This window comes from Sandaracinobacter sp. T42, assembly GCF_059115405.1.
Window position 1 is genome coordinate 585,653 of record NZ_CM181101.1, and the last position, 11,865, is coordinate 597,517.

Here is an 11,865-nt window from a genome sequence, read left to right on the forward strand (position 1 = left end):
CCTGCAACGGATGCCGGACGGGTTGAGCAGAAATGCGCTATTCTGAAAAGAGAGGCCTGAAATGACCGGGCCGAAGCGACCGATCCCGGCCCGTGGCGCGCCGGGCGGGCTCAAGGCGGGCGCTCTTTCGCCGTGATGCTTGTGGACAACTGGCAGCATCCGCTTGCGCTGCACCAGATATGGTATCAGTAGCTAAGGTTGCGACAACTGGTTGTTGGTGTCTGCGCAATTGGTCGTGGCTTTCGCCAAAAGGCGGCGGTGCCATGACGGGAGCGAATGTCGGATGAGCCACTCGGCGTCTGGGTTTGAAGCGAAACGGCAATGGCCGCTGTGGGCGCTTGCCGCCGCCAGTCTGGCCTGGTTCCTGATCACCATTTCCGCCAGCGCCAATGTGCCGATCGCGCCGGCGGGCCAGCTTCAGGATCTGGCCGACCGTGCGACGATGATCTTTCCGCCGCTGATCGTGCTGTTGCTGATCGCGGCCTTCCTGCCCGCCGGCCGCAGGGCGATGGATATCGACGAAGTCGAGACCCGCGTGGACAATGCGGCGCGGGCGACCGCCGAGCTTGAGGCGCAGCTGACCCGTGTCCACGCCTCTCTGGCGGCCTGCGCGGATCGGGTTGAATCGCTGCGCCAGTCGGCCTCGGCCGAAGCCGACGGGCTGGCGGGGCAGGCGCAGGTGCTGGAAGTGGCAGCCGGAACCATGGCGATGTCGGCCGGCGACATGGGCAAGGCGGCTGGCCAGCTTCAGGAACTGATCCCGACGCTTTCGCGCCAGGCGCAGGAATCCGAAGCCGCGCTGAAGATTGCCGGCAGCGAGGCGCGGCGCAACATCGAGACGATGGAGGAAACCCTGGCCCGGATCGCAGCGCATGGGCGCGATGCCGGACGCGAGGCAGAGGCCATGCTGTCGACGATGCAGGGCCTGATCGCCCAGATCGACCAGAGCGCCGCTGAAACGACCAAGACCATCGCCGGCCGTGCCTATACGCTGGACGCCGCTGTGACGGGTGTTCTCGACCGGTCGGCTGAAGCCTTCGCCTCGATCGGTGAAACGCTGTCGGCCCAGTCGCGCAGTGTCGAGCAGATGGTGGCTGCGGCCCGTGCAGATCTGGATGCCTTCGGCGCCGAAGGAACCCGCGTGATCGGACAACGGCTGGACGTGCTGCTGGGCGCGGCCGGCCAGCTGAAGGGGCAGTTCGCCGACCAGATCGCCATTTCGCAGCAGCTGCAGCAATCAGCGGCGGCCGCGATCGCCGATATCGAGGCCCGGCTGGCCGCGCTGGCGCAGGCCCAGCAACAGGCCTCGGCTGCGATCGCCGGCGAGACCGAAGCGCGCGCGCAGCAGTTCGAAAACCGCCTATCCGATCTGGCGGAGCGGCAACGCGCTGCCGACCTCGCCCAGCAGGAACGGGTGGCGTCGGGCCTTTCGCAGCTGGAAGCGCAGTTGGGCGAAGTATCGAATCGGCAGGCGGAGGCCGCCCAGCGCATGCAGGCCGCGCTGGCCGACACCATCAGCCAGGTGGAAGAGCGGCTGGAGGGGCTGAAGGCCCGCCAGTCGGCGATGGGGCAGGAAATGGAGGCGGAAGCCGCGCGGCTGGTGACCGGCGTGGAACTGCGGCTGGAGGAGCTTCGCCTGCGCCAGCAGCAACTGGCCTCCAGCATGGCGGCGGAAGCCAGCGCCAGCCTCGATCAGGTGGAAGGGCGTTTCGTCGATCTGGGGGCGCGGGCGGCGGAAAGCCATGCCGAGACCGTGGAGCTGCTGGGCCGCACGCTGAACGCCGTGGCGGCCCTGGGGGATGCCCTGGACGACAAGCAGGCCGCCGTGGGTGGGCTGGAACAGCGGATCGCGGGGCTGGCCCCGGCCTTCGCCGGATTTGCCGAGGCGAGCGAATCCCGAATGCCGGCGCTTCTGGGTGGTTTCGAAGCCCTGCAGGATCGGGGGCGTTCGGTTCAGGATCAGCTGGATGCGCTGGCCGACCGGATCGAAAGCCAGGTGGCCCTTCTGCGCGACAGCGCCGCCCAGTTCGAACGGGATCATGGCGCCGTGGTGAACCTGACCCGCTCGCTGGCAGGCGAATTCGATTCGGCCCGTGGGGTCGTCAACGAGATCCGGGAAACGACCGAACAGACCGCGATCGCAGCGGCCGCGCGCATGGTCGAGAATGTGATGCAGGTGCGCGCCAGCGTGAACGCCACCGCGACCGAGGTGCGGGAGCTGCTGACCTCCGTGGTGGCGGAGGCCGAGCAGAGCCTGAACGAATTCGCCACCACGCGCGCCGAAGCGGCGTTCGGCGCCCCCATCCGCCTTCAGATCGCCTCGCTGGAGGACGCCTCGACCAAGGCGGCCGATGCGGCCGGCGATGCATCTGAGCGGCTGACCGCCCGCCTGGTCGACCTGATGAAGGTGATCTCGGAAACGGAGGCGCGGATCGACGAGGTGGACACGCGGATGGACGTGCGCGCCCGGGACACGCTGGCCGCCCGGTCGCAGCGCCTGCTGGAAAGCCTCAACTCGGCCTCCATCGATGTCGCCCGCCTGCTCTCGGTCGATGTCGGCGAAAATGCCATGAAGCGCTATCTGGATGGCGATCGCAGCCTGTTTGCGCGTGCGACGGTGCGGCTGGCCGACAAGGAAACGTCGCGGAAGATCGCCCGCCATTTCGTGCACGACACCGAGTTCGAGACGGAAGCCTCGCGCTACCTCGACCAGTTCGAGCAGCTGATCCGACGCGTGCTGAAGGATCCCGATGGCGAAAGCTTCGCCCTGGTTCTGCTGTCGTCGGATATCGGCAAGCTGTATGTGCTGATCGCGGACGCCATCGGGCGCCCGGTGGCCCGCAAAGACGACTGAGCGCGGCTCAGCCCAGCGGAAGCGTCTTCGAAGCCCACCAGAAGGCGCCGCCCGCAATCGCGATGGCATAGGGTAAAGGCGCGCCGGGTTTAAGGGGTCCGGGCATGCGCTCCGCCTCGAACCCGGCCAGGCTGAACCCCCTGCGGGAAAGAAGCAACACCCCAGCCAGCGCGCCGCCGGCCAATACGGTTCCCAGCAGGAAGGCGGGCAGACCGAACAGCCCGGTCCAGGCCGACATGCCCACCATCAGCTTGATGTCGCCGCCGCCCATCCAGCCGATCGCGAACAGGCCAAGGCCCAGCGCGAACATCATGCCAAGGCCGGCTGCGTGCCAGCCCCAGGCGAAGCCGGGGGTGACGAGACCGAACAGCACCGCCGTCGCCAGCAACAGGATGGACAGGCTGTCGGGGATTTCGAAACGGCGCAGATCGCAGACACAGGCGACCAGCAGGGACAGGCCTGCGATGCCGGCGAAGATCAGGCCCAAGTTCATGGCCGCTCGTCCCCGCTGCTTCCGCCCAGTTCCGGCGCGATCGACTTCAGATAGGCGAGGTTCGCGCTGGCGGTTCTGTCGAAGCGGGTGTTCATCTCGATGGCGCGGGCGAAATAGCTTTCCGCGATCCTGTGGTCGCCCCGAAGCATGGCGGCAACCCCGATGGTGTTCAGATCCCGCGCCAGTTCATCGCGGTTGTTGCTGGTGAAGGCCTCGGCGTAGCGCCCCTGCATGGCCTTCGCCAGCTTCAGGTTGGTCTGCGCGGGCTTCAGATCGGGTCTTGCCTTCAGCGCGGCGTCGAAATCGGCTTCCGCCTCGGCATGGCGGCCCTGCAGCAGGCGGGAATAGCCCCGGTTGTTCAGCACCTCCGGCGCGTCCGGCGCGGCCTTCAGGGCGGCGGCGTAGAACCGTTCGGCCGATGCCCAGTCGTGCCGCCTGTCCGCCAGGACGGCGCGCGCCGACCAGGCCCTTGCCTGTGAAGGATCCCGGCCGACGGCATCGGCCAGCAAGGCCTCGGCTGCCTCCGGATGTCCGGCGCGGATCGCGGTGATTCCACGGCCGACCATCGCGCGGACGCCGACGACGGGGTCCGCCTCAAGCTTCTGAAAGGCCGTCGCCGCCTCGGCAAAGGAACCGGCCGCCAGCATCAGTTCGGCCTGGCGCAGCATCAGTTCCGGCCCCGGAAAGCGCTTGTCCGCGCGCAGGATCAGGTCCCCCGCGCTCTTGAGGCGGCCTTCCGCGATCGCCTTGTCGATGAATTCGAAGGTGAGCGCCTCGGCGTTCAATTGATCCACTGCCGGGAAGACCGCCTCGGCCGCGCGAAGCGGTTCATCCACCGTTCCGCTCAGAACCGCAACGGCCGCCAGCCCGGCCAGCAACCGCACCCCGGCCGCCCTCATGCCGCGCGCACCCGTTCGATCAGCGCTTCCAGCCGGGCGACCTTTTCGGCGACCGTCAGTTCGACTTGCGCTTCCGCCTGATCATCAGGCCGGCCGTGGAGACGCGCCGCAAAGCCGTTCAACCGGTCGTTGTCGCTGGCGAACGGCGCCTCGAACGGGCGCCGGGTGCCGGCTTCATCCAGCGCCTGCTGCGCGGCGGCGGCCAGCGCCTTTCGCCGGGCATCCCGCGGCGGGGCAAATCCCGCCGCCAGCAGCGCCATGTTCAGGCTGGCCCTGTCAACGGACCTGCGGAATGGCCCGCCGGGCGCCGGTGCGATCGCCAGGATCTGGTCCTGGTGCCAGTCTTTCGGATCCGGCGCCTGGAACGCGGGGCCGGCAGGTTCATCCCAGGGAGAGGCAGGCGCCGCATCGGCCCGGGGGTTGGCGACGGCCGCCTTGCGGGCCGCCTCCAGAAGGGCGGCAACCTGCATGTCGGCGGGCACCATCGTCCGCGCCTCGGCCATCAGGCGCGCGGCTTCCCGCCTGGCTTCGGCGCGGGCGGCGGCTTCGGCTTCCGAGAGGGCGGCGGCACGGTCGAATGCAGCGATGCGGGCATCATCGGCCTCGGACAGCCCGCCGATCGCAGCGATCTCGGCCATTCCGGCCACCGGCTCGACGGCCGCGAACCGGGCGCCTGACTTCGGCTTCGCGGGTGCCAGAACCAGACGCTGTTCATGGCCGCTGGTGCGCACGATCGTTGCACCGGATGCGGGCGCCGGCTCGACCGCCGCATAAGCAGCTTGCGGCCTTGTGTTCGATGCCTGATCGATCTTCGCCAGCGTGCGCAGGGCCGCGGCCTGCACCAGCGAATCTCCGGCCGAAGCGGCGAGCCGCAGGAAGCGCGCGGCTTCCGCGTGCGCGCCCTGCAGATAGAGCGACAGGCCGTAATTGTTCAGCAGGACTGGCGACGTGGGATCGATGCCCAGCGCGGCCTCATAATGGGTACGGGCATCCTCGAACCGGCCAAGCCGATCGAAGCAGACAGCAATGCCGTTGAGGGATTCAATGGAATCCGGATCCTGCGCCAGTGCCTTGCGATAGGCCTGCAGCGCCTCGGGCAGCTTGTTGGCGGCCAGATAGGCCTTGCCCATCTCGCGCGCGGCCTCTGCGGTGGCCCCCGCGATCGGGTCCGGCCCGGTCATGCGGGCATCGCCCAGATCCGCCGTCTTCGCGTCAGCCGCCGCATGGCCGGCCAGCGCCGCCCCCAGCGCCAGGGGGGCAAGCCGGTGGATCGGGTGCGGCCTCATCGTCATTCACCGAACTGCGAGTTGGAGATCTGAATAACAGCCGGCAGGCCGAGCGAGCCCACCACAACCGGCAGCAGGAAGACGACCATCGGCACAGACAGCAGCACGGGCAGGCGGTGCGCCTTTTCTTCCGCGCGCATCCGGCGACCTTCGCGCATTTCGGCGGCATAGACCTTCAGCGCCTGGCCGATGCTGGCGCCCAGCTTGTCCGACTGGATCACGAGGGTCGCGAACGACTGGATCTCCTGCACGCCGCTCTTGCGTGCCATGTTCTTCAGCGCATCGGCCCGCGGACGCCCCGCGCGCAGTTCAAGCGACACGCCCGCGAACAGCTCCGCCAGCCGGGGGTGCAGGTTCACGATTTCCTCGCCGACACGGGCGAAGCAGGCATCGATCCCGAGGCCGGCCTCGACACAGACGAGCATCAGATCCAGCGCGTCTGGAAATCCGTTCAGGATCTCGGTCATGCGGCGATCCGCGCGCCCGCTGACGATCACATTGGGAAGATACAGTCCCAGGAAAGCCGATCCGAGGACGACCAGATAGAATTTAGCTCCCGTCATGGTCGAGCCGGTGGCGACGAGGAAGCCGTAGGTCAGCAACGGGAAAAGAAGCGTCAGCACAGTCCGGATCAGAACGAAGGCGCGAACGGCATAGGGCTGGCTATAGCCCGCCAGCGTCAGCCGCTCTTCCAGGACGGCCGCCTTGTCGTCGTTGAGGGAAATGCCCCGGCTTTCCACTTCGGTGACCAGCCGCGCCCACAGATTCTTGCTCGAATCGGCCCGCAGGGTTGGCCCGCCGCCGACAGCGCCGGCCGCGACGGCGCCCGGCCCGCCAAGGCGCTTCGCCAGATCGACCTTGCGGGTGAAAAGCGGCGCGATCGCAAGCACGCCGAGAACCACGGCGCCGAACACCAGGGCGAGCAGCAGGTAAGTGATAAGATCCTGGCTCATCGTTCAGACCTTCAGGGTGACAAGCTTGCGGATGATCATCATCCCGATCGTGTACCAGCCCACGATGCCCAGAAGGCCGGGCATGAACATCGGATCATCCGCCACATCCAGATAGAAGCCCGGATTCGAGATGAAGATGAAGCCGAAGACGCAGACCGGAAGAGCGGAAAGCACCCAGGCCGTCATCTTTCCTTCCGACGACAGGGCGCGCACCTTCAGCACCATCGAGTTCCGCTCGCGGATCACATTGGCGAGGCCATCCAGAATGTCGGCCAGATTGCCACCCGTTTCCGCCTGGATGGCGACGCAAACGGCAAACATCTGGACATCCGTCAGCTGCATGCGCTGGGCGAGACTCTCCAGGGCTTCGCGCAGGTCGCTGCCATAGGAGACTTCCGCCATGACGATCGCGAATTCCGACCCCAGCGGATCGGCCATTTCCTCCACCAGCAGATCCAGCGCGCCGGTGACGGGGTGGCCCGCCCTGAGCCCGCGGACGAAGATGTCGAGGGCGACAGGAAACTGCTCTTCGAACTTCTTCATCCGCTTCGCCGCCTTGCGATCGACAAAGGCGAGCGGCAGCACGATCCCGACGCCCACCGCGAATGCCAGGACCACCAGCACCGCACCGGCGGAATTCAGCATGTTGGCAACGCCCAGAACCACAGGCGAAGCAACCGCCAGACCCAGCGTTGCAACCCCCATCAGCGTCACGAACCGCTGCGGCGTGACACGGATGCCCGATTGCGTCAGCTTGGTTTCCAGCTGGGTCATGAAGCGGCCCGCAAGACCGCCACCATGGCTGTTCTGCCGGACCTTGAGCGAAGCCTCGACCTGCTCTTGCATCATGCCGGATCTCAGCGTCTCCATCCGGCGGCCCACGCGCGTGCGGGGGGCATAGACGTCCTTGTAATAATACCAGGCGCCCTCGACCAGAAGGACAACGGCCAGGAACAGCAGGCCGAGCAGCAGCATCGTGCCGTCGCCGGACATCATGCCGCCGAATCCAGCTTGCGATAGGGATCGAACAGGTGCGGCGGCAGATGGATTCCGCGGGCGCCCAGATATTCCATGAACTTCGGGCGGATGCCCGTGGGCTTCAGCTCGGCGATCACATTGCCGTGGGCGTCGATGCCCTGGCGGTCGAAGCGGAAGATTTCCTGCAGCAGCACGGTCTCGCCTTCCATGCCGGTCACTTCGGCAAGCGAAGTCAGGCGGCGCTTGCCATCGGACAGACGTTCCAGCTGAAGCACGACATGGATGGCGGACGCGATCTGCGAGCGCGCGGCCTTGGGGCTGATTTCCAGCCCCGACATGCCGATCATCTGTTCAAGGCGCGACAGCGCGTCGCGCGGGGTGTTGGCGTGGATCGTCGTCATCGAACCGTCGTGGCCGGTGTTCATGGCCTGGAGCATGTCGAAGGCCTCGCCGCCCCGGCACTCGCCCAGCACGACCCGGTCCGGTCGCATCCGCAGGGAGTTCTTCACGAGATCCCGCTGGTTGATCTCGCCCTTGCCCTCGATGTTGGCGGGGCGGGTTTCCAGCCGGATCACGTGGCGCTGCTGCAGCTGAAGTTCGGCTGAATCCTCGATGGTCACGATCCGCTCATGCTCGCCGATGGAGGCGGACATGGCGTTCAGCATCGTGGTCTTGCCGGATCCGGTACCGCCCGAGATCAGCACGTTGCGGCGGCCCCTCACGACGGCGCGCAGCGTCTCGGCGCAGGCTTCCGGCATGGCGCCGAAGCTGACCAGCTTGTCCATGTCGATCGGCGTCTTGGAGAATTTCCGGATCGTCAGGATCGGGCCGTCCACCGCCAGCGGCGGGATGATGGCGTTCACCCGGCTGCCGTCCGGCAGGCGGGCATCGACCATGGGGGAGGATTCGTCGATCCGCCGGCCCATGCCGGACACGATCTTCTGGATGATCCGCAGAAGGTGGCGGTTGTCCGCGAACTGCGCCTTTGTTTCCTCGATCCGGCCGGCCCGTTCGATGAACACGATGAAGGCCGTGTTCACCATGATTTCGGTGATCGAGGGATCCTTCAGCAGAGGCTCCAGCGGCCCGAGGCCCAGAAGCTCGTCGAGGATGTCCTCGACCAGCTGCTTGCGCTCCGCGAGGTTCAGCGCGTGGTTCAGTTCCTTCAGCATCTCGGCGACGATGTCGCCGATGTCGCGGCCGACCTGCTCGCGGGTCATGCTTTCCAGCGCCGCGAGGTTGATCCGGTCCAGCAGCTTCTGGTGCAGTTCGACCTTCAGATCGGTCTTGATGTCGCTGCGGGACGGCTCCGGCGCGGCGAGGATCTTGGGCGCCGCCTTCGCCACAGGCTGGGCGACGGGATCGGCCGGGCGCGCGTCCGGGGCGGGGGCGACCCCCTGCTTGCGGTTCGGCCAGATCATTGCGGGCCTGCTTCCGCGGCAAGCGACTCGGAAAGCTGCGCTGCCAGTTCGTTGATATCCTTGATCAGGCGGGCAGACGCGCGTGCATCCTTCAGGACAACACCTTCATCCCCGGCGGCGCTCATGCCCGGATAGTCGTTCGCGACGGTGAAATCGATCCTGCGGCCCAGAACGGCCTCGGTTTCCTTGGTGCCGGCCTTGCGCCCCAGCAGCGAGACCGGAACCCGGTTGGCCAGGATCCGCAGCCTGGCGGCTAGGCCGTTCGCCTCGATCAGTTCCAGCTGCCGACGCGCCTGATAGACGCCCGGCACCGACAGGTTCATCACCATCAGGATGATGTCCGCCCGTTGCAGCGCGCGGACGCTCCATTCGGTCCAGACCTGCGGCATGTCGACGAGGACGACATCATAGACCTGCGTCGCCGTGCGCATCAGCTGGTCCACGAACTCCGGCGCCACCATGTCCATCGGCATGATGTCCGTGGGGCTGGCCAGCACCTCCAGCGAGGAGGAATGCTTCATCGCGACCGACTGCAGAAGCTCGGCATCGAGCCGCTCGGCATCTTCGATCAGGTTGGCGATGGTCAGGCTGGGATGAAGATTGAGATAGAGCGCCGCGGCGCCGAACTGGAGATCGAGATCGACGAGGCCGACCCGGCTCGAAGCGGCCCATGCCGCGCCAAGCTGAACCGCGATCGAGCTGGTCCCGACACCGCCAAGCGCCCCCATGACTGCCACGACCTTCCCCTGACGCCGCTGCTGCGGCGCCAGGCGGCCGGCCGGGCGGGCAGGCCGCCGCGCAGGCTCGACAGCCTGCTTCAGCTCTTCGGCGGAAAAGGGAACGGGAAGCACGTCCAGGGCGCCGGCACGCAGCAGCGTGCGGGTCGCGCCCACGGTGAGGCCTTCGACGGCCGCGATCACGGCCACATTGCCGGCCGAGAGGTGGATGAGGCGGTCGAATGCATCAAGGCTGGCCGGATCGGAGGGCACCACCTCGACGACGAGGGCGTCCGCTTCGGTCAGCAGGGGCGAATTTTCCGCCACGGCGGAAAGCTCGGCGACTTGCTCGTGAAGCGCGATGCCGACTTGCGCCAGCGCCTCGGGATCCGGTGCGCCACCTGCCTGCCGGGTCACATAGATCAGCTTCATCGGCCCTCCAGCGACGCCGCGTGTTTCAGCCCGGCGCCAGGGTTCCACGCCTTGTGCATGGGCGCTGGCGCCAAGTCCCGCCTGTTCAACGCCCATGTCATTTGCCCCCGGTTGCCGGATCCGCACCGGCCGCGCCACCGCCGCTGGCCGCGCCGAGGTCGGACCGGCCGCTGATCTGCACCAGCGGCTTGATCTGACCGTTCATGTAGCGCCCGACGGCGGCGGCGCTGCGCTTGCCGATGCCGCCTTCCATCAGCGTACCGGCATAGCGGGGGTTCATGTCCACGGTCTGGACCGTGACATTCTGCGTGACGGTGCAGCCGAAGTCCTTGTCCTCAGAAGCGACAGCCGGAGAGGACAGCGCCACGGCCAGCAGCAGGCCGGACGCCGCGAACGGCAGGATAGTGATGATGCGGCGACCCATTTTTCACCTCACGATATGTCCCGCTTCGCCGTCGATTCCGCCGGGCGCCGGGGTGTTCACCCCTGTTGACGACGGCCTGGCGACGGACTTGCGGGTTTCTGTTTTGCCCAGAAGGAAAAGATCGGCCGCGCCCGGGGCATGAACGCGGTCGGTTGGAACGGCGATCTGGTCAGGCCGGACGGGGCGGACGATCCGCGGCGTCACGGTGATGACCAGTTCCGTTTCCTGCTTGTTGAACGAGGTGGAACGGAACAGCGCGCCGATGATCGGCAGCTTACCGAGCAGCGGGATCGCACGGACGGAGTCCGTGAAATCGGACTGGATCAGACCGGCCATCGCGAACGACTGGCCATCGCGCAGCTCCAGCGAGGTGACCGCCCGCCGGACCTTCAGGCCGGGAATCGTCGCCCCGCTGAGTTCGACAGAGATTTCCCGGTCGAGCGAGCTGACTTCCGGCGCGACGCGCAGGTTGATGAGACCGTCGGCCAGAACCGTCGGCGTGAAGGCCAGGCCGACGCCGAACTGCTTGAATTCGATCTGCACACGGCCATTGTTGTCCACGCCGCTGGGGATCGGGAATTCGCCGCCCGCCAGGAAGTTGGCGGTTTCGCCCGACAGCGCGACAAGGTTCGGATTGGCCAGCGTGCGGACAAGGCCCTTGCGCTCCAGCGCCTCGAACTGGATGTCCAGCGTAGAGCCGAACATGTTCGACAGGAAACCGATGAACGGGCCGGCGCTGGTATCGCCGTTGCGCGCCATCGAGCCATCCTTCCAGGTGGCCTGGGTGATGCCCAGCTGCTTCACGGTGCCGCGCGACATCTCGGAAATCCGCACTTCCAGCAGCACCTGCTGGGGCGACCCCACCGACATCATGTTGACGATCTTCTGCGGCGCATAGGTTTCCGCCAGCGCCACGATGCGTTCCACCGCGAGCCCGCTGGACACCTGCCCGCGGATCACGATCGAATCATTGCTGTTGCTGATCTGGACATCCTCGCCCGGGAAGGTTTCGGAAATCTGCCGCTTCAGGCCCTGCGTATCGGGGCCGACGACAACGTCCACCACCGCGATCAGCCCGCCGCTGCGATCATAGAGGGCGAGGTTGGTGGATCCGGTGGCGCGGCCCAGCACATAGACGCTGTTCGCGGACAGCGGCATCACATCCGCGATTTCCGGATTGCCCACCATCGCCTTGGAAAAGGCGCGGTCCAGCTTCAGCACCTGCGACTTGTTGACAGGCACCGTCATCACGGCACCCGCCTGCGAGCCCGACTGGCTGACGACCTGCGCGGATGCCGGCTGAGCGGCCAGGGCAGCCACCGAAACAAGCACCGCGGCGGAAATCCTGGTTCCCAGGGCAGTGGCGATCGGCACGAGCCGTTGATCGGCTTTCTTCATCTTGATCATCC

Annotated in this window: 10 protein-coding genes; 1 reads left to right on the plus strand and 9 read right to left on the minus strand. The window is 66.9% G+C overall.

The features are described 5' to 3' along the window. Positions 1 to 283: 283 nt before the first annotated feature. Entirely contained in the window at positions 284 to 2,854 is a 2,571-nt protein-coding gene (locus ACW9TV_RS02810) for a coiled-coil domain-containing protein (RefSeq protein ID WP_494304339.1), read from the plus strand. Between the two features lie 7 nt (positions 2,855 to 2,861). On the opposite strand, the gene ACW9TV_RS02815 is transcribed toward ACW9TV_RS02810, so the two are convergent. From ACW9TV_RS02815 to ACW9TV_RS02855, 9 genes are all read right to left on the minus strand, one after another. Next, positions 2,862 to 3,347: an A24 family peptidase gene (locus ACW9TV_RS02815; RefSeq protein ID WP_494304340.1), complete on the minus strand. Its 486-nt coding sequence runs from the start codon at positions 3,345 to 3,347 to the stop codon at positions 2,862 to 2,864. Further along, positions 3,344 to 4,246, minus strand: coding sequence for a tetratricopeptide repeat protein (locus ACW9TV_RS02820; protein ID WP_494304341.1), 903 nt, complete (start codon positions 4,244 to 4,246; stop codon positions 3,344 to 3,346). The genes ACW9TV_RS02815 and ACW9TV_RS02820 overlap by 4 nt, the downstream gene beginning before the upstream one ends. After that, entirely contained in the window at positions 4,243 to 5,538 is a 1,296-nt protein-coding gene (locus tag ACW9TV_RS02825; protein ID WP_494304342.1) for a tetratricopeptide repeat protein, read from the minus strand. The genes ACW9TV_RS02820 and ACW9TV_RS02825 overlap by 4 nt, the downstream gene beginning before the upstream one ends. Further along, entirely contained in the window at positions 5,535 to 6,485 is a 951-nt protein-coding gene (locus tag ACW9TV_RS02830) for a type II secretion system F family protein (protein ID WP_494304343.1), read from the minus strand. Before ACW9TV_RS02830 ends, ACW9TV_RS02825 begins: the two co-directional genes overlap by 4 nt. A gap of 3 nt (positions 6,486 to 6,488) precedes the next feature. Then, the gene (locus ACW9TV_RS02835; protein ID WP_494304344.1) at positions 6,489 to 7,481 is read right to left on the minus strand and encodes a type II secretion system F family protein; all 993 of its coding nucleotides are present in this window, start codon (positions 7,479 to 7,481) and stop codon (positions 6,489 to 6,491) included. Beyond that, entirely contained in the window at positions 7,478 to 8,884 is a 1,407-nt protein-coding gene (locus ACW9TV_RS02840) for a TadA family conjugal transfer-associated ATPase (RefSeq protein WP_494304345.1), read from the minus strand. Before ACW9TV_RS02840 ends, ACW9TV_RS02835 begins: the two co-directional genes overlap by 4 nt. Then, the gene (locus ACW9TV_RS02845) at positions 8,881 to 10,032 is read right to left on the minus strand and encodes a CpaE/TadZ family protein (protein ID WP_494304346.1); all 1,152 of its coding nucleotides are present in this window, start codon (positions 10,030 to 10,032) and stop codon (positions 8,881 to 8,883) included. The genes ACW9TV_RS02840 and ACW9TV_RS02845 overlap by 4 nt, the downstream gene beginning before the upstream one ends. Positions 10,033 to 10,129: 97 nt before the next feature. Then, positions 10,130 to 10,456, minus strand: a complete 327-nt coding sequence (locus ACW9TV_RS02850; protein ID WP_494304347.1) for a hypothetical protein — start codon at positions 10,454 to 10,456, stop codon at positions 10,130 to 10,132. Between the two features lie 3 nt (positions 10,457 to 10,459). Further along, entirely contained in the window at positions 10,460 to 11,854 is a 1,395-nt protein-coding gene (locus ACW9TV_RS02855; protein WP_494304348.1) for a type II and III secretion system protein family protein, read from the minus strand. Positions 11,855 to 11,865: the final 11 nt, after the last annotated feature.

Bases quoted from the DNA above. Each gene is read 5' to 3' on its own strand.
- ACW9TV_RS02810 (WP_494304339.1), top strand. From the start codon at position 284: ATGAGCCACTCGGCGTCTGGGTTTGAAGCGAAACGGCAATGGCCGCTG.
- ACW9TV_RS02815 (WP_494304340.1), bottom strand. From the start codon at position 3,347: ATGAACTTGGGCCTGATCTTCGCCGGCATCGCAGGCCTGTCCCTGCTG.
- ACW9TV_RS02820 (WP_494304341.1), bottom strand. From the start codon at position 4,246: ATGAGGGCGGCCGGGGTGCGGTTGCTGGCCGGGCTGGCGGCCGTTGCG.
- ACW9TV_RS02825 (WP_494304342.1), bottom strand. From the start codon at position 5,538: ATGACGATGAGGCCGCACCCGATCCACCGGCTTGCCCCCCTGGCGCTG.
- ACW9TV_RS02830 (WP_494304343.1), bottom strand. From the start codon at position 6,485: ATGAGCCAGGATCTTATCACTTACCTGCTGCTCGCCCTGGTGTTCGGC.
- ACW9TV_RS02835 (WP_494304344.1), bottom strand. From the start codon at position 7,481: ATGATGTCCGGCGACGGCACGATGCTGCTGCTCGGCCTGCTGTTCCTG.
- ACW9TV_RS02840 (WP_494304345.1), bottom strand. From the start codon at position 8,884: ATGATCTGGCCGAACCGCAAGCAGGGGGTCGCCCCCGCCCCGGACGCG.
- ACW9TV_RS02845 (WP_494304346.1), bottom strand. From the start codon at position 10,032: ATGAAGCTGATCTATGTGACCCGGCAGGCAGGTGGCGCACCGGATCCC.
- ACW9TV_RS02850 (WP_494304347.1), bottom strand. From the start codon at position 10,456: ATGGGTCGCCGCATCATCACTATCCTGCCGTTCGCGGCGTCCGGCCTG.
- ACW9TV_RS02855 (WP_494304348.1), bottom strand. From the start codon at position 11,854: ATGAAGAAAGCCGATCAACGGCTCGTGCCGATCGCCACTGCCCTGGGA.